Source organism: Salipiger sp. PrR007 (assembly GCF_010499845.1).
GTDB lineage: Bacteria > Pseudomonadota > Alphaproteobacteria > Rhodobacterales > Rhodobacteraceae > Salipiger > Salipiger pacificus_A.
The window spans coordinates 93,678-112,696 of sequence record NZ_JAAGOZ010000017.1; the positions used below are offsets into that span (position 1 = coordinate 93,678).

16 protein-coding genes are annotated in these 19,019 nt (G+C 68.7%); 5 read left to right on the forward strand and 11 right to left on the reverse strand.

The features are described 5' to 3' along the window. The first annotated feature begins 12 nt into the window (after positions 1-12). A complete protein-coding gene (locus tag G0Q01_RS07410; RefSeq protein ID WP_164213170.1) occupies positions 13-846 on the forward strand; it encodes a carbon-nitrogen hydrolase family protein in 834 nt (277 codons plus the stop codon). Continuing rightward, the gene (locus G0Q01_RS07415; protein ID WP_108964190.1) at positions 843-1,283 is read left to right on the forward strand and encodes a MarR family winged helix-turn-helix transcriptional regulator; all 441 of its coding nucleotides are present in this window, start codon (positions 843-845) and stop codon (positions 1,281-1,283) included. Before G0Q01_RS07410 ends, G0Q01_RS07415 begins: the two co-directional genes overlap by 4 nt. Before the next feature lie 9 nt (positions 1,284-1,292). Here the strand turns inward: G0Q01_RS07415 and ubiG are convergent, their stop codons facing one another. Further along, positions 1,293-2,033 (reverse strand): bifunctional 2-polyprenyl-6-hydroxyphenol methylase/3-demethylubiquinol 3-O-methyltransferase UbiG, encoded by a 741-nt coding sequence (gene ubiG / locus G0Q01_RS07420; protein WP_108964189.1) that lies wholly within the window; start codon positions 2,031-2,033, stop codon positions 1,293-1,295. A 51-nt stretch (positions 2,034-2,084) separates the two neighbouring features. Between ubiG and pip the strand changes: the two genes are divergently transcribed. Beyond that, positions 2,085-3,083: a prolyl aminopeptidase gene (gene pip, locus G0Q01_RS07425; RefSeq protein WP_164213171.1), complete on the forward strand. Its 999-nt coding sequence runs from the start codon at positions 2,085-2,087 to the stop codon at positions 3,081-3,083. Between the two features lie 109 nt (positions 3,084-3,192). After that, complete coding sequence (locus G0Q01_RS07430) at positions 3,193-4,731, forward strand: ABC transporter substrate-binding protein (protein ID WP_164213172.1); 1,539 nt, start codon at positions 3,193-3,195, stop codon at positions 4,729-4,731. Positions 4,732-4,749: 18 nt separating this feature from the next. Here G0Q01_RS07430 and G0Q01_RS07435 read toward each other — a convergent pair whose 3' ends face one another. The 3 genes from G0Q01_RS07435 to hslV all read right to left on the reverse strand — a co-directional run bounded on the left by G0Q01_RS07435 (position 4,750) and on the right by hslV (position 7,447). Beyond that, positions 4,750-5,427, reverse strand: coding sequence for a D-lyxose/D-mannose family sugar isomerase (locus G0Q01_RS07435; protein ID WP_164213173.1), 678 nt, complete (start codon positions 5,425-5,427; stop codon positions 4,750-4,752). A gap of 132 nt (positions 5,428-5,559) precedes the next feature. Beyond that, a complete protein-coding gene (hslU, locus tag G0Q01_RS07440; RefSeq protein WP_108964185.1) occupies positions 5,560-6,867 on the reverse strand; it encodes an ATP-dependent protease ATPase subunit HslU in 1,308 nt (435 codons plus the stop codon). A gap of 22 nt (positions 6,868-6,889) precedes the next feature. Further along, positions 6,890-7,447 (reverse strand): ATP-dependent protease subunit HslV, encoded by a 558-nt coding sequence (gene hslV, locus G0Q01_RS07445; protein WP_164213174.1) that lies wholly within the window; start codon positions 7,445-7,447, stop codon positions 6,890-6,892. A 100-nt stretch (positions 7,448-7,547) separates the two neighbouring features. Here hslV and G0Q01_RS07450 point away from each other — a divergent pair, with 100 nt between their 5' ends. Continuing rightward, complete coding sequence (locus G0Q01_RS07450; RefSeq protein WP_235939825.1) at positions 7,548-8,519, forward strand: phosphotransferase; 972 nt, start codon at positions 7,548-7,550, stop codon at positions 8,517-8,519. 73 nt (positions 8,520-8,592) lie between these two features. Here the strand turns inward: G0Q01_RS07450 and trxA are convergent, their stop codons facing one another. From trxA to G0Q01_RS07485, 7 genes are all read right to left on the reverse strand, one after another. Further along, positions 8,593-8,913 (reverse strand): thioredoxin, encoded by a 321-nt coding sequence (gene trxA, locus G0Q01_RS07455; protein ID WP_095881202.1) that lies wholly within the window; start codon positions 8,911-8,913, stop codon positions 8,593-8,595. A gap of 94 nt (positions 8,914-9,007) precedes the next feature. Beyond that, on the reverse strand, positions 9,008-12,382 hold the full coding sequence (gene addA / locus G0Q01_RS07460) for a double-strand break repair helicase AddA (protein WP_164213176.1): 3,375 nt from the start codon (positions 12,380-12,382) through the stop codon (positions 9,008-9,010). Continuing rightward, positions 12,379-15,309, reverse strand: coding sequence for a double-strand break repair protein AddB (addB, locus tag G0Q01_RS07465; protein WP_164213177.1), 2,931 nt, complete (start codon positions 15,307-15,309; stop codon positions 12,379-12,381). The genes addA and addB overlap by 4 nt, the downstream gene beginning before the upstream one ends. Next, positions 15,302-15,976, reverse strand: coding sequence for a nucleotidyltransferase family protein (locus tag G0Q01_RS07470; protein WP_164213178.1), 675 nt, complete (start codon positions 15,974-15,976; stop codon positions 15,302-15,304). Before G0Q01_RS07470 ends, addB begins: the two co-directional genes overlap by 8 nt. Next, a complete protein-coding gene (locus G0Q01_RS07475) occupies positions 15,976-16,935 on the reverse strand; it encodes an aminoglycoside phosphotransferase family protein (RefSeq protein ID WP_370526687.1) in 960 nt (319 codons plus the stop codon). Before G0Q01_RS07475 ends, G0Q01_RS07470 begins: the two co-directional genes overlap by 1 nt. Continuing rightward, the gene (tsaE, locus tag G0Q01_RS07480) at positions 16,932-17,393 is read right to left on the reverse strand and encodes a tRNA (adenosine(37)-N6)-threonylcarbamoyltransferase complex ATPase subunit type 1 TsaE (protein ID WP_164213179.1); all 462 of its coding nucleotides are present in this window, start codon (positions 17,391-17,393) and stop codon (positions 16,932-16,934) included. Before tsaE ends, G0Q01_RS07475 begins: the two co-directional genes overlap by 4 nt. A gap of 48 nt (positions 17,394-17,441) precedes the next feature. Next, positions 17,442-18,947: a PAS-domain containing protein gene (locus G0Q01_RS07485; RefSeq protein WP_164213180.1), complete on the reverse strand. Its 1,506-nt coding sequence runs from the start codon at positions 18,945-18,947 to the stop codon at positions 17,442-17,444. Between the last annotated feature and the right edge of the window lie 72 nt (positions 18,948-19,019).

The following is a 19,019-nucleotide window of genomic DNA, read 5'->3' on the forward strand; positions in this document are numbered from 1 at the left end:
CGGGGCAAGGACATGAAAACCGCGCTGCTGCAGATCAGCTCGTCGGACGATCCGGCGGAGAATCTCGAGACCGTCCGCGCCATGATGCGCGAGGCGGCTGGGCAGGGCGCGGGCTTCATCCTCACGCCCGAGGTGACCAATTGCGTCTCGTCGAGCCGCAGCCACCAGAAGGCGGTGCTGCGGCCCGAGGCGGAGGATCAGACCCTTGCGGGGCTGCGCGCCGAGGCGAAGGCGCTTGGCGTCTGGCTGCTGATCGGCTCGCTCGGCGTGAAATCCGAGCCGCCGGAGGAGCGCTTTGCCAACCGCAGCTTCCTGATCACCCCCGAGGGCGAGATCGCCGCGCGCTACGACAAGATCCACATGTTCGACGTGCAGGTGACCGAGACCGAGACCTACCGCGAATCCGACGGCTTTGCGCCGGGTGACCGCGCCGTGGCGGTGGCAACACCTTTCGGCACCCTCGGCATGACCATCTGCTACGACGTGCGCTTTGCCTACCTGCACCGCGCGCTGGCCCATGCCGGGGCGCAGATCCTGACCGTGCCCGCCGCCTTCTCGCCCGCCACCGGCCCCGGCCATTGGGAGCCGCTGCTGCGCGCCCGCGCCATCGAGACCGGCTCGTGGGTGCTCGCCCCGGCGCAATGCGGGTCTCACAAAATCTCCGAGGGCAAGCCGCGCCGCACCCATGGCCATTCGCTGGTGGTCTCGCCCTGGGGCGAGGTCATCGCCGACGGCGGCACCGAGCCGGGCATCATCTATGCCGAGATCGACCTGGCGCAATCCGACAAGGCGCGGGCACAGATCCCGGCGCTGACCCACGACCGCCAGTTCGAGGGACCGGCATGAGCTCCCCCGCCGATGCCCTGGCGATCTCGCTGTTCAGCGAGCTGCTGACCGCTGACCAGCTGCTGCGCAACCGCCTGACCCGGGTGCTGCCCGACCGCATGGAGATCTCGCATTTCTCGGTGCTCAACCACCTTGCCCGGGTGCAGACCGAGCGCAGCCCGGCGCAGTTGGCGCGCAGCTTCCACGTCACCCGCGGCGCGATGACCAACACGCTTAACAAGCTCGAGATCGCCGGGTACGTGCACATCCGCCCCGACTGGGACGACGCGCGGCGCAAGATGGTGGCGATCAGCCCCGCCGGAAAGCGCGCCCGCGAGGCGGCGCTTGCCGCCATGGCGCCGGTGATCTCGGAGATGGTCAAGGACCTTGGCGTCGACAAGGTGCGGGCGGCGCTTCCGGTGCTGCGCGAGCTGCGGCTGAAACTCGAGGCGGACTGACGACCGGGTTCAGCCCTGCGGCTTCAGCGCCGCCGTCACGTAGTTCACCGACAAATCGCGGTCCGAGATCGACCAGCGCCAGCTCACCGGGTTGAACACGTAGCCCTTGCGGTCCACCGGCTCCAGGCCTGCGTTGCGCATCAGCCCGTAAAGTTCGTCGGGGGTGATGAACTTTGCCCAGTCGTGGGTGCCCTTTGGCAGCCAGCGCATCACCCATTCCGCGCCGACGATGGCCATGGCGAAGCTCTTGGCATTGCGGTTGATCGTCGAGCACAGGTGCAGCCCGCCGGGCTTCAGCAAGGCGTGGCACGCGTTCAGATAGGCCTGCGGATCGGCCACGTGCTCGACCACCTCCATGTTCAGCACCACGTCGAACTGCTCGCCGGCCTCTGCCAGCGCCTCGGCGGTGGAAAAGCGGTAGTCGATCTCCAGCCCCGACTGCTCGGCATGGGTCCGCGCCACGGGGATATTGCGCTCGGCGGCATCGACGCCGACGATCTCGGCCCCGAGCCGCGCCATCGGCTCGCAGAGCAACCCGCCGCCGCAGCCGATGTCGAGGATGCGCAGCCCCTCGAAGGGACGCGGCGTCGCAAGGTCGCGGTCGAACTCCCCGGCAATCTGCGTCGTGATATACTCGAGACGCACGGGGTTCATCATGTGCAGAGGCTTGAACTTTCCGTTCGGGTCCCACCATTCTGCCGCCATGGCTTCGAACTTGGCGACTTCGGACGGATCGACGGTCAGGGTCATATTTTCGGTATCCCGTTTTCTTTTGGGTTCATCAGCCAATATAGAGGTTCCATGGACAAATACCCGGGCCAAAAGAGCGCAGTGCAACATCTCTATCCCGCGATCGACCCGTTCGACCAGCGCATGCTCGAGGTGGGCGCTGGGCACAAGCTCTATGTAGAGCAATGCGGCAACCCTTCCGGTATCCCGGTCATCGTGCTCCATGGCGGCCCCGGCGGCGGCTGCAGCCCGGCGATGCGGCGCTATTTCGACCCCGACGTCTACCGCGTGGTGCTCTTCGACCAGCGCGGCTGCGGGCGCTCGACGCCCCACGCGAGCGTCGAGAACAACACCACCTGGCACCTCGTTTCCGACATCGAGAATATCCGCGAGACGCTGGAGATCGAGAAATTCATCGTCTTCGGGGGCAGCTGGGGCGCGACGCTCTCGCTGGTCTATGGCATCAGCCACCCCGAGCGGGTGCGCCAGCTGGTGCTGCGCGGCGTCTTCATGATGACCCAGGCCGAGCTTGACTGGTTCTACGGAGGCGGCGCCGGGCAGTTCTGGCCGGAGACCTGGGCGCGCTTCGAAAGCCTGATTCCCGAAGACGAGCGCGGTGATCTTGTCGGTGCCTACCACCGGCGGCTGTTCTCTGGCGACCTGCGCGAGGAAATCCGCTTCGCCCGGGCTTGGTCGAGCTGGGAGAACGCGCTGGCCTCGGTCTATTCCAATGGCCACGGCGGCGAGGCGCCGGCGGAATACGCCCGCGCCTTTGCCCGGCTCGAGAACCATTATTTCGTCAATGCCGGCTTCCTCGAGGAAGACGGCTGGATTCTCAAGAACGCCGATAAGCTTCGCGGGATTCCCGGGGTCATCGTGCAGGGCCGCTACGACATGATCTGCCCACCGCGTCGCGCCTGGGAGCTGTCGCGCGCCTGGCCCGAGGGCGAGCTGCGCATGGTGCGCAACGCCGGCCATGCCCTATCCGAGCCCGGCATCAGCGCCGAGCTGGTGCGGGTGATGGACCAGATCGCCCTGCTCGAAAGCCTGCCGAACCGTCACGGTTACTGACCGCGCCCCCAGATGGCGCAGGTTTGAGCGAGCCGCTGTTGCACCCGCGCGGGCCGGAGTGCAAAGTGAGCACCGCAAGAGACATCACCAGAGGGGAGCGCCCCGTTCCATGACCGCCCTTCGCCGCCGTCGCGTGCTGCAATCGGCCCTCGCCGCCGCCGTTCTCGGCGCGTCGGGATTGGCCGGTGCCGCGGCTGTGGCAGGGGCGACGCGCGGCGGCTACTTCCGCGCCGCGCTGGGCGGCGCGCGCGGCACCGACAGCTGGGACGCGCGGACCCACGCCGGGCTCTTCATGAGCGCCGCGGCGCAGGGCGCGATCTTCGACACGCTCACCGAGGTGGCGGCAGGAGGCGCCTTGCGCGGCGAGCTGGCCACCGGCTGGAGCGCCTCGCCCGATGCCCGCGTCTGGACCTTCGACCTGCGCCCCGGCGTGCGCTTCCACAATGGCAAGGCGTTTGGCGCCGAGGACGTGCTGGCCTCGCTGGCGCTGCACCGGGACGCAGCTTCGCCGGCCCGGCCCATCGTCGCCGAGATCGAGGAGATGCGGGCTACCGCGCCGCATCAGGTGCAGTTCACCCTCGCCACCGGCAACGCTGACTTCCCCTACCTGCTCGCCGACTACCATCTGCTGATCTACCCCGCCGGGCAGATCGCCGAGGCCATGGCGCGCGGCATCGGCACGGGACTCTACCGGGTCGAGCGCTTCGAGCCAGGCCGCCGCTTCATCGGCCACCGGGTCGCCGAGCACTACAAGGACGGCCGCGCGGGCTGGTTCGACGGGGTGGATTTCCTCGCCATGAACGACCCCCGCGACCGGCTCGAGGCGCTGCGGTCCGGGCGCGTCGATGCCATCGACCGACTGCCCGCCGCCGAGGCCGCCGCGCTTCAGGCCGAGCCACGCTTCACCGTGCAGAGCCTCGCCGGCAACCAGCATTACGGCTTCGCGTTGCGCACCGACCTTGCCCCCTTCGCCGACCCGCACCTGCGGCAGGCGCTGAAGGCCGCGGTCGACCGCGAGGCGATGGTGGCCCAGGTCCTGCACGGCCATGGCAGCATCGGGCAGGACAGCCCGATCGGGCCCGCCAACCCCTATTTCGCTGTGCTCGAGCCGCAGGGCTTCGATCCGGACCGCGCCCGCTGGCATCTCGCGCAGGCCGGCCACGAGAGGATCGCCCTGCCGATGCTGGTCTCCGAGGCCGCTTTCGACGGCGCCGGTCGCGCTGCCGAGCTCTACCGCGAGAGCGCCGCGCAGGCCGGGATCGCGCTTGAGCTGCGCCGGCTTCCGCCGGAAACGCATTGGCCGCGCGACAGCGCCGGTTTCCGCGCCGGTGGCTGGTCGGGCCGGGCGACAGAGGATTGGGCGTTTTCCACGGTGCTGACCGAAGCCGCGCCTTGGAACGCCACGCGCGGCGGCTCGGGGCGCTTCGGCACTTTGCTGCGCGAGGCACGGGCCGAGTTCGACAGCACCCGCCGTGCCGAACTCTACGCCGAGATGCAGCGGATCAGCCGCGACGAGGGCGGGCTGATCCTGCCGATGTACGCCAACCATCTACAGGCACATTCGGCGCGGATCGCGACGCCGAAGCGCGTCGGGGCCATGCGCGCGATGGACGATTCGCGCATGGCCGAGCGGTGGTGGATGGCCTGAGGCGGTCCTGGCCCCTGGTCAGAGCTTGTCGTCGTAATCCGACACCAGCAGGTGCAGCGGCGCCTCGTCTTCCTCGATCTGCGAGAAACGACCCAGCGGCTCGGCGAAAATATTGTCGGTCAGGTCGTCGTTGACCGTCGAGACCTCGCCGATCAGCACGTCACTGCCCTCGCCCCAGAAGGCGTGCCACGTTGACGGGAAGAGCGTCACCGATTCGCCCGGATCCAGCTTGAGGTGCCCGCCCGCGGGCAGCGTCCGTTCCATGCCGTCGCAGAGCACGGTGACCGCGGCGTCGCGGTCTATCTCGCCCTCGGGCGTGGCGGTGAAGAGTTCCAGAACCAGCGTGCCGCCACCGCGGTTGATAATGTCCTCGACCTTCAGATCGTGCCGGTGCATCGGGCTGAGCTGGTCCTTGCGCGAGATCATGATCTTCTCGGCGTAGAGCATGGCGCTGCGCTGGCCGAGATCGGCATTGAGCCCGTTGCGGGTGGTAAAGAGGAAGAGCCCCAGCTCGTCGAACTTGCCGCCGCCGTAATCGGTGATGTCCCAGCCCATGCGGCGGCGCTTGATCTCGCCGTGCTCGGCTTTCTTCAGACCCTCGGGGGTGAGATAGGCAAAGGGCGGCAGGCTGTAGCCGTGGCTGCGAATGAAGGCGTCGCTGGCGCGCAGGATCTCATTGACGTGGGAGCGTTTCATCGGGGGCGTCCTCCTGGAATGTTGGCGCGAACATATCCGGCGGCGACGCTGGGTGGTAGAGGCGGGAAGCCTCCGGTGGGCGTATTTGGAAAGAGAAGAGGTGCGGGGGGCTGGCCCCCCGCATCCGGCGCGTCAGAGCACGTAGCGGCTGAGGTCCGTGGAGCGGGTCAGCTCGCCGAGGTGCTTCTCGACGAAGGCCTCGTCGACGGTGATCTCCGTGCCCGGCTGGTCGGGAGCGGTGAAGCTCAGCTCCTCGAACACCCGCTCCATCACCGTGTAGAGCCGCCGCGCGCCGATATTCTCGACGCTCTCGTTGACCTCGGCGGCGATCTTGGCGAGCGCGTGGATGCCGCCCTCGGTGAAGGTCACGGTGACCTCTTCGGTGGCCATCAGCGCCGTGTACTGGCGGGTCAGGGCGTTGTCGGTCTCGGTCAGGATGCGGACGAAATCCTCTTCGGTCAGCGCCCGCAGGTTCACCCGGATCGGCAGTCGGCCCTGAAGCTCGGGCAGCAGGTCCGACGGCTTGGCGATGTGGAAGGCGCCCGAGGCGATGAAGAGGATGTGGTCGGTCTTCACCGCGCCATGCTTGGTGCTGACGGTGGTCCCCTCGATCAAGGGCAGCAGGTCGCGCTGCACGCCTTCGCGCGACACGTCGCCGCCACGGGCTTCCTGCCGCGCCGCGACCTTGTCGATCTCGTCGAGGAAGACGATGCCGTTCTGCTCCACCGCCTCGATGGCGGCCAGCTTGACCTGCTCGTCGTCGAGCAGCTTGTCGGCCTCCTCCGAGATCAGCACCTCGTAGCTTTCCGCGACGGTCATCTTCTTGCGCGTGGTGCGCCCGCCGAAGGCTTTTCCGAAGATGTCCCCGAGGTTCATCATCCCCATGTTCTGGCCGGGCTGGCCGGGGATTTCCATCGTCGGGAAGGGCGAGGCGGTGTCGGCCACGTCGAGCTCGATCACCGTGTCGTCGAGCTCGCCGTCCTTGAGCTTCTTGCGGAACATTTCGCGGGTGCCCTCGCGCGCGTCCTCGCCTGCGATGGCGGAAACCACGCGTTCCTCGGCGTTCTTGTGCGCGGCGGCTTTCACGTCTTCGCGCATCCACTCGCGGGTCTGCACGATCGAGGCGTCGACGAGGTCACGGATGATCTGCTCGACGTCGCGACCGACGTAACCGACCTCGGTGAACTTGGTGGCCTCGACCTTGATGAAGGGCGCGCGGGCGAGCTTCGCAAGGCGGCGCGAGATCTCGGTCTTGCCGACGCCGGTCGGGCCGATCATCAGGATGTTCTTGGGGTAGACCTCGTCGCGCAGGTCGGCGCTCAGCTGCTTGCGGCGCCAGCGGTTGCGCAGCGCCACGGCGACGGCGCGCTTGGCGTCGTTCTGGCCGATGATGAAACGGTCGAGTTCCGAGACGATTTCCCGGGGTGTCAGGTCAGTCATGGTCGTCCTTTCAGGCTCTGTTTCAAGCCGAAATGGTCTCAACGGTCAGCTTGCCGTTGGTGTAGACGCAGATGTCGGAGGCAATCGCCATGGCCCGGCGGGCGATTTTCTCGGCGTCTTCCTCGTACTCGTAGAGCCCGCGCGCGGCGGCGAGCGCGAAGTTGCCGCCCGAGCCGATGGCGGCGATGTCATGCTCGGGCTCGAGCACGTCGCCGGCGCCGGTGATGACGTAAAGGTCCTTGCCGTCGGTGACGATCAGCATCGCCTCGAGCTTCTGCAGGTACTTGTCGGTGCGCCAGTCCTTGGCGAGATCGACGCAGGCGCGCTGCAGCTGGCCGGGGGATTTCTCGAGCTTGCCCTCCAGCCGCTCGAGCAGGGTGAAGGCATCGGCGGTGGAGCCGGCGAAGCCACAGACCACCTCGTGACCGCCGGGCGCCAGCCGGCGCACCTTGCGCGCGGTGCCCTTGATGACGGTCTGGCCGAGGCTCACCTGCCCGTCACCCGCGACGACCACCTTGCCGCCCTTGCGGACGCCGATGATCGTGGTGCCGTGCCAGCCCGGAAATTCCTGATCGGACATTGTCTTTCCTTTCTTGCTGGGCGCCATATGGGGGTTGAGATGTCCCCTCGCAAGGCGCCGCCCTTGCCGGGGCAGATAGCGCAGGGGGCGGGAAATGGGAATGATTGCGGGGGATTTGGCGCAGGCGGCACTGGCGCATTGGCCGGTTCTTGCGCGCGAGATCGGGCTTGACCCGGCGTCCTGGAGCGCCGCGCCGCTGGCCCGGCGCGAGGATGCGCGGGTGGCGCGGATCCTGCTGCGGCTACAGGGACCCGGCGGCGCGCGGCTGGTGCTGAAGCACGAGGCGCGACCGGCGGACCCGGAGAAGTTCGCGGCGGCCATGGCAGCGCATCTGGCGGTGCAGGAGGTTTACGCGCAGGGCGTGCCCGAGCTGCTGACCTTCGACGTGGAGCGGCGGACCTGCGTGATGGGGTATCTCGATGCGCGGCCGCTGTCGGGGCTGCTGGAGGGGGCGCCGCTGAGCGCGCAGGCGGCGCTGCTCCGGCGGGCCGGGGGCTGGCTGGGCGGGTTTCACCGGGCGCTTCCGGGCGAGACGCGGGTGTTCCAGCCGAAGCACACGGTGCGGTTCCTGCGCTCGGTGATGGTGGACGTTTCCTCGGGCGCACGGATCGTGGCCGAGCCGCAGCGCTTTCTGAGCTGCGCCGAGGCGCTCTGCGCGGATCAGGTTCTCTACGAAGGGCGCGAGACGATCACCGCCCAGACCCATGGCGATCTGCACCTGCGCAATCTGGTGCTGGACGAGGCGGGCTGCTGGGGGCTCGATTTCGCCGGAGGGCGGGTGGTGCCGGTCGGGCATGACATCGCCCGGCTGCTGGCGGATTACGCCATCCTTCATGCGCCGAAAGACGCCATCCCAGACCGAGAGGTGCTGCCGCTCGAGGTGCAAGGCGCCTTCTTCGAGGGATACGGCCTGGTGGGGGCCGAGGATCCGTCGGTCGAGCTTTTGCTGCGCAACCGGGTGCTGGCGGAATGGTGGGGGCTGCCGGCCGGGGCCGAGGATAGGGGCCCCGCACAGGCGCGGCGGTGGGCCGGGGTGCAGGCACTGGCGGGGCGGGTGTTTCCCGGGCTCTGAGCGTGGCGCGGGACACCAAAAATGCGCCCCCCGCGAGGAGGGCGCATTTCGCGAAATCGTCGGGCCGGAAGGCTCAGATCGACTCGTTGATCCAGCTCGCCAGCGACGCCTTGGGGGCGGCGCCGGCGCGGTTCGAGATCACCTGGCCGTCCTTGAAGATGAACAGCGCAGGGATGCCGCGCACGCCCATCATGGCGGCGGTGTTCGGGTTCTGGTCGACGTCGACCTTGGCAATCTTGATCTTGCCTTCATACTCGGCGGCCAGCTCCTCGAGAGCCGGGCCGATCTGCTTGCAGGGGCCGCACCATTCGGCCCAGAAATCCACCACAACGGGGATATCGGAGTTCTTCACTTCTTCGTCGAAGGTCGCGTCGGTGACGGGGACGGTGGCCATGGGAGGTCTCCTTGGCAGGGGTTTGGCAGCAGGGCGCGCGGCAGCGGCGCACCCGGTGTTCGGTTGGCGAAGGTAGGCACCGGCTGGGGAGTCGTCAAGTTGGGGTAGTTCTTGAAAGAGCCGCAGACACCAGATCGTGTGGCAGGACCATCAGTTCCTGCGTGGCGGTCCAGACGAGGCCGGTTTCGATGATGCGCCCCGGGAAAACCTGCGTCAGGGCGGCGGCATAGGCCCCCATCTGCCGCAGCAGACCCTCGGGCACCTCGGCGGCGAAGCGGGGCACGGTTCGGTTGGATTTGAAGTCGAGTGCAATGATCTTGTCGGGCGTGACCAGCAGCCGGTCGATGACCCCGTGGATGCGCCCGACAGGCTCTATCTCGGCGGAAATCGGCACTTCGGCGAGGGCGTTCCCGGCAAAGACCGGCGCCAGAGCCGGGGCGCCGAGCACCGAAAGCGCCTCGGTGACGATGGTCTCGGTTTCCGCGGGCAGATCCTCGGCGAGGGTCAGCACATGCGGGACCGCCTCGGCGCGCGCGGCGGCTGGGAGCGGCGCGAGATGCTCCAGCAGCAGGTGCAGCACCGTGCCGCGCAGTTTGGCTTCGTCCTCGTCGAGCCCGTCGATCCCCGAAAGCGCCTTGGCGCCGCCGAGATCCGAGGGCGAGCGGCTCTCGGGCAGCGGGGCAGGCAGGGGCGCGGGGGTTAGCAGGTGCGGCTCCAGCTCGGGCTGCACCGGCGTCTGTACGCTGACCTGCTCAAAGGGCAGGTGAGACCAGTCGGCCTGACCAAGCCGCAGACCCTCGCCCGAGCCCCAGCGGCCGAAATCGTAACCGACCTTGTCGGCCCCGGCGCGTTCCATGCCTCTCTGCACCTGGTCGAACCAGGCGCTGCCGTCCTTGCCGAGATTGCCCGCGGCGGCGACCACCAGCCATTTCTCGGCGCGGGTCAGGGCGACGTAGAGCAGCCGGTCGCGCTCGCGCTCGGCGGCGGCCTTGGCGCGCTCCAGTGCCTCGGACTGCACCTGTGGCTGCGCCGCGGCGCTCGATTGCCAGACCATGCCCGCGGTCTCGCCCTCACCGGCGGGCAGCAGGCGCTCGCGGATGGTCTTGGTGGGCTGGGCGCAGTCGGGCAGGATGACGATCGGCGCTTCCAGACCCTTGGAGCCATGCACCGTCATCACCCGGATGCGGGCCCCGGCGCTGTCTGGGGCGCGCTTGATTTCCAGATCGTCGGACTGCATCCACTCGAGAAAGCCGGTGAGCGAGGGCACGGTGCTCTGCTCGTAGGCCAGCGCCTGCTGCAGCAGCGCGTTGATCCCGTCCTCGGCCTCTTCGCCCAAGCGCCCGAGCAGCTTCTGGCGGCCGCGGTGACGGGTCAGAATGCGCTCGATCAGGTCGTAGGGGCGCAGGAAGTCGGTGCGGTTCAGCAGGTCGTCCATCACCTGCAGCACGGCGGGAAACTCCTCGCGCCGCTCGCGCAGGGCGACCCAGAGATAGCTGCCGGGCTTGCGGTGGTGTGCCAGATCGAAGAGCGCCTTTTCCGTCAGCCCGAAGAGCGGCGAGCGCAGCGCGGTGGCGAGTGACAGGTCATCTTCGGGCGTCGCAAGGAAGGCCAGAAGCGCGCCGATGTCCTTCACCGCCAGCTCCGACATGACCTTCAGCCGGTCCGCCCCGGCGATGGGCAGGCCGCGGGTCTTGATGGCGCGGATGATCTCGGTGAAAAGCGTGCCGCGCCGCCGCACGAGGATCAGGAAGTCGCCGGCATGGGCGGGGCGGGCCTTGTACTGGCCGCTAAAGCCGATCTCGACGGGCAGTGGTTTCCCGATGGTCTCGGCAATGAAGCCGGCGATGCGATTGGCCAGCCGCACGGTGTGGTGCTGCGCGCCGATACGGTCGACGGGCTCGTACCACTCGGCGTCTTCCTCTTCCTCCTTGGCAGGCTCGATGTGCGGCCAGAGATCGACCCTGCCCGGCATCTCGGATTTGAACGCCTTGTGTCTCTGTTCCGGGGAAAAGCCCGACTCCTCGCGTCCCTCGAAGGTGGCATCCACCAGCTGCAGCACCGGCCCGGCGGAGCGGAAGGAATATTCCAGCATCATGCGGCTGAGCGGCGCGTCGGTGGCCTGCAGGCGCTCGGCGAAGTCGTCGCACATGCGGTCGAACTCGCGCGGGTCGGCGCCTTGGAAGGAATAGATCGACTGCTTCTTGTCGCCGACCACGAAGATCGTCCGCCGCACATCGCCGCGCGCGCCTTCGCCCGAGGTGAACTCGCGCGCAAGCCGTTCGATCACCTGCCACTGCACCGGGCTGGTGTCCTGCGCCTCGTCGACAAGGATATGATCGATGCCGCCGTCGAGCCGGTAGAGCACCCAGTCGGCGACACGGTCGTCGGCCAGAAGATCGCGGGCGCGCACCACCAGATCGTCGAAATCGAGCCAGCCGCGGCGCATCTTCTCGGCCTCGTAGGCGGGCAGGAAAACCTGCGCGAAGCGGTGCAGGGTGATCTCGCGCTTCACCGCCTCGACGGCGAGGCGGCTCTCGCGGGCCGATTCCACCCGCTGCGCCAGTTGCTCGAGGCGGGGCGCATCGGGGCCGAGCGCCTGCTTGCTGTCCTTGGTCGGCACGCGGCTGCTGATCGTGCCCTTCTGGGTGAGCAGCGCGTCCTCCAGCGCCAGCATCCCGGCCATGTCCGGCCCGGTGAAGCGCGCGAGCTTCTTTGCGGCGCCTTGGTCTGTGCTCTTGCCGGCCTGCAGCACCGGGATCACCCGGGTGATAAGATCGCTCTCGCTGCCGAGGAAGACCTCGGCCAGAACCGCGTGCTCGTCCATGTCGCCGGGCAAGCCATAGAGCGCGCGGATGTCCTCGGGGCTGCGCGGCGGCAGGAAGGCCGCCTTGCGCCCGCAAAGTTCCGCCAAAAGCGCCTCGGGCTGCTCGCCGAGGAAGGGGGCCATGGCCTCGACCAGCCAGGCGTCGCGCCCCTCGGCCATGCGTTCGAGCACCTCGGCGCGCAGCATTTCGGCGGAGCGGTCCTCCATCTCGGTGAACTGTGGCGACACCCCGGCTTCGAGCGGAAAGCGCCGCAACAGGCTCGCACAAAACGAGTGGATGGTCTGGATGCGCAGGCCGCCGGGGGTCTCGATGGCGCGGGCAAAGAGCGTGCGGGCCTGCCGCAGCCGCTCGGGCGGCAGCGCGCCGTCAAGGCCGAGCTGCCGCAGTTCGGCGATGAGCTGGTCGTCGTCGAGCATCGACCAGGCGCCGAGTCGCTTGAACAGCCGGTTCTGCATCTCGGTGGCGGCGGCCTTGGTGTAGGTCAGGCACAGGATATGCTCGGGCAGCACCTCGTCGAGCAGCAGCCGCGCCACCCGGTCGGTCAGCACGCGGGTCTTGCCCGAACCGGCGTTGGCGGCGAGCCATGTGGAGGCATCCGGGCGCGCGGCTTCGACCTGCTTTTCGCTGGCCTCGTTGCGGCTCATTCCAGCATCTCCCGTTCGGCGGCGTCGATCACATCCCATTCGCCGAAGCGCGAGAGATGATCGTAGTCGGAAAAATCGGTCTCGCTGAGCATGGCGGCGCGGGCGGTATAGCCGCGATCAGGCTCGAACCAGCGGGTCATCAGGGTCTCGAACTGGCTCCAGACCTTGGCAGGCGGCACCTCGTCGAGCGGGGCCTCGACCTCAGCAGGGTTTGTAGAGACCGAGACGAAGACGGCGCGCGCGGCATGGCGCGGGTGCAGGTTCGGAAAGGCACCGCGTTCGACCATCGCCGCCTCGAGCAGCAGCTGCTTGTCGAAGTTCTTTTGCTGCTTGGCAGTGGGGGCAGCGCCGGTCTTGTAGTCGTAGAGGTGCGCATTGCCCTTCTCGTCGATGTCGATCCGGTCGGCGGTGCCCTTGAGGGTAAAGCCGAGCGCGGCAATGTCGCTGGAGCCGCTCGTTTCGAAATGCACGGGGCGGGCCAGATTTTGGCGTTCAGCCTCGGTCCGGGTGAACCAGTCGGCGATGCGGGCGATGCGCGATTGCCAGACGTGGCGGGTCACCGGGAAGGGCAGCACCTCGGGATCGCCGATCACCTCGGCCGCCTTGGCGCGCAGGGCCTCGGGGGTCAAAAGCCCCGGATCAGAGACGGTTTCGCGCACATATTCCTCGAACACACGGTGGATGAGGATGCCGCGCAGCAGCGCATCCGGGGCGCGTTGCAGCGGGTTGAGCGGGCGCAGCCGCAGCACGCGCTTGGCGTAGATGGCGTAGGGGTCGCGGATCAGCGTCTTGATCTCGGTGACCGAGAGCTGCCTCGGCCGCGCCGCGACGGGCGGCACCGGCGAGGGGCGGGCGGCAGAGGGCGCCTTTATCGGGGCCTCAACCTGCCGCGCCAGCGCCAGCCAGTGACGGCCGCGCGCCTGCATCGCCTTCAGCGCCTCGGGCCCCTGCTTCGCGGGCAGGCCGTTCATCAGGTTCATCAGCCGGTTCACCCAGCGGGCGGGGACCGTCTCGGCGTCGTCGGACTTCAGCGCGCGGGTGAGCCAGACCTCTTCGGCGGCGACCGCCTGCTGGAAGTCATGTGCGGCAAGGCCGATGTTGCGCTCGGGCAGGCGCAGTCCCGCCTTGTGGCGCATCCGGCGGTTCAGCCAAGGGTCTGCACCGGGGATCTCCGGCCAGCTGCCCTCGTTCAGCCCACCGAGGATCAGCAGCTCGGCGCCCATGACGCGGGCCTCGAGTGTGCCCCAGATCAGGATATGCGGGTGCGGCGCGTCACGGTCGCGCACCTCGCCCTTGGCAAGGATCGCGCCGAAGAGGTCGGCGTAATCGCGCGCGTCGAGGTCGGTGCCGTGGCTGGCCTCGCCCTCGAGCTCGGTCACCACCTGCCGTGCCTTGCGCCCCGCGCCTTCCTTCCAGAGCTCCGACTCGCCCATCTCGGGACCGGCGGCGATGGCCTTAGCCCGTTCCACGTGAATCATCAGCCAGTCGCTCAACGCGCGCGTGCCGTAAAGCGGTGGCTGGCAGAACGTCTCGGCGACCCAGGTCGCCCAGTCGGGGAAACCGGCGGCCTCGCCCCACGCCTCGATCAGCTCGGCTTGCGGGAAAGGCCAGCTCTTCTTGCGGATGTGCAGTTCCAGCTCGCGGGTGGCGCGCAGGTGGTTGTTGCGCTCCGAGCCGCTGTGGGTCAGCGGGTGTTTCAGCAGCGACAGCAGGCTCTCGGCGGTCAGATCGCGCTGGAACAGCCCCGCCACCTGCCGCAGGAAGCGCCCCGGCGGGGTCAGCTGCAGCGGGATGCCGGCGCTGTCATCGGGCACGATGTCCCAGCGGTCCAGCGCCGCGGTTACCTGCCGGGTCAGCATCCGGTCGGGGGTGATCAGCGCCGCGGTGGTGCCGTCCTGCGCCGCCTGCCGCAGGCGCAGGGCGATGGCCATCGCCTCTTCGCGCTTGGAGGTGGCCTCGACCAGCGTCAGCTTTTCCGTCGCTTCGGTCAGATCGGGCAGATGCACGCCTTCGGAGCGCCACTGGTCGGTGACCGGCGCCGGACGCAGGGCGAGCGAGACCAGCCGGTTGCGCGCGGCGCTGGGCGGTGTCTGCTCGTGCCAATGCGGCACGTGCATCGGGTCGAGCGCGAGGTCGAGCAGCAGCTTGGCGAAGCGGAACTGCGGATGGTCCTCGGCCGAGAGCGCGTCGCTCAGGCCGCCCCAGACCGGGCCGGGCGTGTCGAAGTCGAAGCCGGGCAGCACCACCGCGCCCTGCGGCAGGCGCGAGACCGCGCACATCAGCTTGTAGGCGCCGCCGCGCGAGCCGGTGGAGCCGGCGACGATGATCGGATGGGTCGGCGGCGCGGCCTCCCAGTTCTTCAGCTTCTCGTCCAGCGCATAGCGCTGGAAGGCGGTGCGGTCCGGCGCTTCCTCGCCCTGCTCGAAGTAGCGCTGCACGATGCCGAGGAAGCTGAGCGCGCGCTGCCAGTGGCCCGACTCGTCGCTGACGTCGAGCGCGGCGATCTGATCCGGCGACACGCCTTCGTCCTGCATTTCGTCCATCAGCGTGGCGAGGTTGTCGGCAAGGTCGAAGAGCGCGGCGCGGGGGGCGAGGTCGGGCTGGGCGTCGAGCAGTTTCGACACCAATCCGGTGAGTTCGAGCCTGCGGCGCAGCGGCGGCACCGGCGCGGGCAGGTCGCGCAGCGCGGCGGGGTCGGCCATGTCGGTCAGCAGCCGGATGCGCGGCAGCAGGGTTGCGGGGCCGGTATCGAAGATCGCCTTCACCCGCCGCGCCATGCGGCTTGTGTTGAGGATCAGCTCGACCCTGGCCATTTCCTCGGGCGGGCGGCCCGCCATGCGCGCGCGCAGACCCGCGACCAGCGCGGCGGGGAAGTCGACGCCGGGGGCGAGGCCAAAGACGCGGGGCGTGCCGGAGGGCTCAAACATGGCGCGCCAGCATCTCTTCGGCGAGGGGGATCCCCTCGGGGTGGCCGACATCGGCCCAGTGGCCGGGGTAGCTGGTCCCATAGAGGCGGCCCTGATCGCCCATCCGCTGCCACAGCAGCCGCAGCGAGAAGGCGTCGTCGGGGATCTCGGCCAGAAGCTCGGTCTTGAGGATCTGTGCGCCGGTGTAGACCTGATCGCCCTTCCAGCGCAGCTGACCATCGTCTTCGAGGGTAAAGTCTCCGGCGCCCTTGCGGCCCACGGCATTGGTCAGCGGCACGCAGAGCAGCAGCGCGTCCATACGGGCGGGGTCCCAGGCCTCGGCGAGCAGGTGCAGCGGGTTCGGCCCGGCCCAGACGGCATCGGTGTTGAGCGTGTAGACCGGCTCGGGCCCCAGCAGCGGCAGCGCGTGGCGCAGCCCGCCGCCGGTGTCGAGGATCTGCGGCTGCTCGACCGAGACCACGACCCCGCTGCGGTCGAGATGCGCGGCGACCTGCTCGGCGCGGTAATGGGCATTCACGACGCGCGTGGGCAGGCCCGCCGTCAGCTCCAGCGCATGGTCGAGCAGCGGCTTTCCGGCGACCTCGATCAGCGGCTTGGGGCGGTCGGCGGTAAGCGCGCCCATGCGCGTGCCGAAACCCGCGGCAAAGAGCATCACGGCGTGGGGCATCAGGATTTCAGCCTTTCAAGGGTCTGCGGCGTGGGCGCGGGCAGGGTCGGCTCGAGCAGGGCGCGCAACTCGGTCAAAGCCGGATGGGCGAGGTCGGTCTGCAGGTTGTTCCAGACGCGCGGAATCAGGTCGATGTACTGCGGCTTGCCGCGGGTCTTGGCGAGCGAGGCGAAGATGCCGAGAATGCGCAGGCTGCGCTGCACGCCGAGCACGGCGAGCGCGGTGCGGAAACGCGCCTCCTCGGCGCCGGTTTCCGCGAGATAGTGCCTGATGCAGGCCTCGGCAGTCGCCTTGGAGACATCCCGCCGGGCGTCGCGGATCAACGAGATCAAGTCATAGGCGCGCGGGCCTTTGAGGGCATCCTGGAAGTCGAGCAGACCGGCGCGCGCGGCGCCCTCGCGTTCGGGCAGCCAGAGGATGTTCTCGGCGTGATAGTCGCGCAGGATCATCACGTCGGTCTCGGGGGCGTGCTCGGCGATCAGATCGTGCAGCGCCGCGATGACCCTGTCTCGCGCCTCGGGGTCGTGGCGCGCGCCGCTGCCGGGGCAATAGGCGTCGAAGACGAGGCCGGTGATCCGCGACAGGTGCGCCGCGTCGGCCACCGGCAGACCCTCGGGCGGGGCGTGGCGGTGCAGGGCGATGAGCGCGTCGGTTGCCACGAGATAGAGCCGCTTTTCGGTCTCGGCATCGGTGCAGAGCCGCGCGACGAGCCCGTCGCCGAGGTCTTCCAGAAGCAGTTTCCCCGGCGCTTCCGCCAGCACCCGCGGGGCGCTGAGATTGATCGACAGCAGATGCCGTGCGAGCCGGGCAAAGAGCGCCACGTCGCCCTCGGGGTCGTCCATGAGGATGGCGCTCTCGGCGCCGCGGGTCAGCCGGGTATAGCGGCGCGACGAGGCGTCGCCGGCGAGCGGATGCGCCTCGGCATCGCCCCAGCCCGCATTGAGCAGAAAATCTTTCACCAGAGCCCCTCCAGGCGGCTGTCCCAGCGCGCGTCCTGCCACTCGAGCGTGACCTGCCGGGTCTCGTCGCCGGTGACCTCGAAGCTGAGGCTCAGCGCGGCGGCGGGCGTCAGGTCCTGCAGCCGGTCGGGCCATTCCACCAGGCAGATCGCCTCGTCGAAGGCCTCGGTCAGCCCCAGTTCGACCACCTGGTCAGGGTCCGAGAGGCGGTAGAGGTCGCTGTGCCAGAGCTCGCCCGTGGGCACGTCGTAGACCTGCACCAGCGTGAAGGTGGGCGAAGGCACGTCCTCGGGCTCGTCCATCAGCGACTGGATCAGGCAGCGGGCGAAATGGGTCTTGCCCGCCCCGATGCCGCCGGTCAGCAGCAGCACGTCGCCGGGGCGCAGGCGCGGGGCGAGCGTGGCGGCCAGCGCACCGGTGGCGTCTGGAGAGGGCAGGGACAGGGCGCGCGTCGTCATGGCGCGAAGATACAATCCCCGCCCGCACGCGCAAGCGGCATCAGGGTGTCAGCCGGGGACGTTCGCCATCCGGGGATCGTGACTGAAGCGCAGGAGCGTCGCGCCGCCGGTCATCGGGCTGACCTTGCACATGAGCGGCCGGCCGTCCCGCAAGAGAAGTGGCGCCTCCCAGGCGGCGCGGTCGCCAAGGCTCAGCACGAAGTCGCGGATGTCACCCCAGATCGGGCTGGGGGCGCAGGCGTCCTGCCAGGAGGCGGTGGCCTCGGTCACCGACAGATCGGCCACGCAGGTGTCGGGATCATCGCCCCAGAGCCCGCGATAAGCTTCGTTGCAGAAGCTGAGAACCCCCTGGGGTGAAAAGACCGCCACCGCCTCCTCGATGCTGTCGAGCACCGAATGGGCCTGATCCAGCTCCTGCCGGAAGCGCCGGGTGAGGGTGATTTCGGAGCTGATGTCCTCGAACAGAAAGGCGATCCCGGCATCTGGATGCGGCCGCCCCGTGATCCGGTAGGTCAGGCCCGCGGGCAGTTCCCACGTCTCGATGTAGAGATCGGAGGAGGCCGCGGCGATGAGCCCCGTCAGGTGTTCGCGCCAACCCTTGTAGTTTTTTGGCTCGGGCATCATGCGCCCCTCGCGTAGCGTGTCGAAGACGCTCATGACGTTTGGGCGGGTGCTGAGGAATTCGGCCTGCAAGCCGGTGAGGTCGATCAACGCGGGATTGAACAGCACCAGGCGGTGATCGCGGTCGAAGACCGCGAGGCCGATTGGCAAATGCGCGAAGATACGGGTCAGGGTCTGCAGGAAACTGCGCTGGTTTATCTCGGCCCGGATGATGGCGTCGATATTCGTGGCGAAATGCATCCAGCCATCACGGTTGCGATGGGACTGCACCTCGTACCAGTAGCGGCTGTCCTCCCCGCGCGCGCCAAGAGCGGTCCGGCTGCGGCGCGTGTCGCTGCCGTCGGGGGCGACCAAATCGAAGGGTGCGGGGCCAGTGGGCGAGGCGTCGACCTGCGCGCAAGCGTCTTCGTAGGCGGCATTGCTCCAGACCACGTTTTGCGTCTCGTCGGTTTGCCAGATCGGGCAGGGCACCAGGGCCAGGGCGCGGCGCAGGCGGGGCAGCTCGTTCAACTCGGACTGCAGCTTGAGCCGCGCACCCGCGGCCATGGGCTCGGCCTCGATCAAGAGCCGAAGCGCGGGGCCCTCTGGACGGACCAGCAGCCGGGCGCCGGATGCCCCGACGGCGGAAAAGCTTGCTGGCTCGGCGGGCAGGGTTTCGGGCAGCGGGCCGAAATAGACCTCGAGCCGCGGCCGCAGCGACGGCCAGTCCGGCGTGTCGCCGGGCTCGGTTTCGAGAAAGTTTCGCGCTGCCCGGGTAATGTCGGCGACCCTTTGGCCGATCATCAGGATTTCGGTTTCTTCGTCGCGGCAACTCGGGCTTTCGTCCGCGCGCCCCGAGGCGGGCGATGCGTGGGACGCGCGCAAGCCGTAGGTTCCCAGAAACGCCGCGATCCCAGCGCCGACTCCGATGGCGAGCGCGATTGTGAGCTCCAATCCGGCCTCCGTTCCGTTGGACGTTTGGCCAGATTACGGTCTTACTGGTTAATAGACGGTTAATTTTGAGCG

What these genes read in the sequence shown, in the direction of transcription:
- G0Q01_RS07410 (WP_164213170.1), top strand. Translation starts at nt 13, where the DNA reads ATGAAAACCGCGCTGCTGCAGATCAGCTCGTCGGACGATCCGGCGGAG.
- G0Q01_RS07415 (WP_108964190.1), top strand. Translation starts at nt 843, where the DNA reads ATGAGCTCCCCCGCCGATGCCCTGGCGATCTCGCTGTTCAGCGAGCTG.
- ubiG (WP_108964189.1), bottom strand. Translation starts at nt 2,033, where the DNA reads ATGACCCTGACCGTCGATCCGTCCGAAGTCGCCAAGTTCGAAGCCATG.
- pip (WP_164213171.1), top strand. Translation starts at nt 2,085, where the DNA reads ATGGACAAATACCCGGGCCAAAAGAGCGCAGTGCAACATCTCTATCCC.
- G0Q01_RS07430 (WP_164213172.1), top strand. Translation starts at nt 3,193, where the DNA reads ATGACCGCCCTTCGCCGCCGTCGCGTGCTGCAATCGGCCCTCGCCGCC.
- G0Q01_RS07435 (WP_164213173.1), bottom strand. Translation starts at nt 5,427, where the DNA reads ATGAAACGCTCCCACGTCAATGAGATCCTGCGCGCCAGCGACGCCTTC.
- hslU (WP_108964185.1), bottom strand. Translation starts at nt 6,867, where the DNA reads ATGACTGACCTGACACCCCGGGAAATCGTCTCGGAACTCGACCGTTTC.
- hslV (WP_164213174.1), bottom strand. Translation starts at nt 7,447, where the DNA reads ATGTCCGATCAGGAATTTCCGGGCTGGCACGGCACCACGATCATCGGC.
- G0Q01_RS07450 (WP_235939825.1), top strand. Translation starts at nt 7,548, where the DNA reads ATGATTGCGGGGGATTTGGCGCAGGCGGCACTGGCGCATTGGCCGGTT.
- trxA (WP_095881202.1), bottom strand. Translation starts at nt 8,913, where the DNA reads ATGGCCACCGTCCCCGTCACCGACGCGACCTTCGACGAAGAAGTGAAG.
- addA (WP_164213176.1), bottom strand. Translation starts at nt 12,382, where the DNA reads ATGAGCCGCAACGAGGCCAGCGAAAAGCAGGTCGAAGCCGCGCGCCCG.
- addB (WP_164213177.1), bottom strand. Translation starts at nt 15,309, where the DNA reads ATGTTTGAGCCCTCCGGCACGCCCCGCGTCTTTGGCCTCGCCCCCGGC.
- G0Q01_RS07470 (WP_164213178.1), bottom strand. Translation starts at nt 15,976, where the DNA reads ATGCCCCACGCCGTGATGCTCTTTGCCGCGGGTTTCGGCACGCGCATG.
- tsaE (WP_164213179.1), bottom strand. Translation starts at nt 17,393, where the DNA reads ATGACGACGCGCGCCCTGTCCCTGCCCTCTCCAGACGCCACCGGTGCG.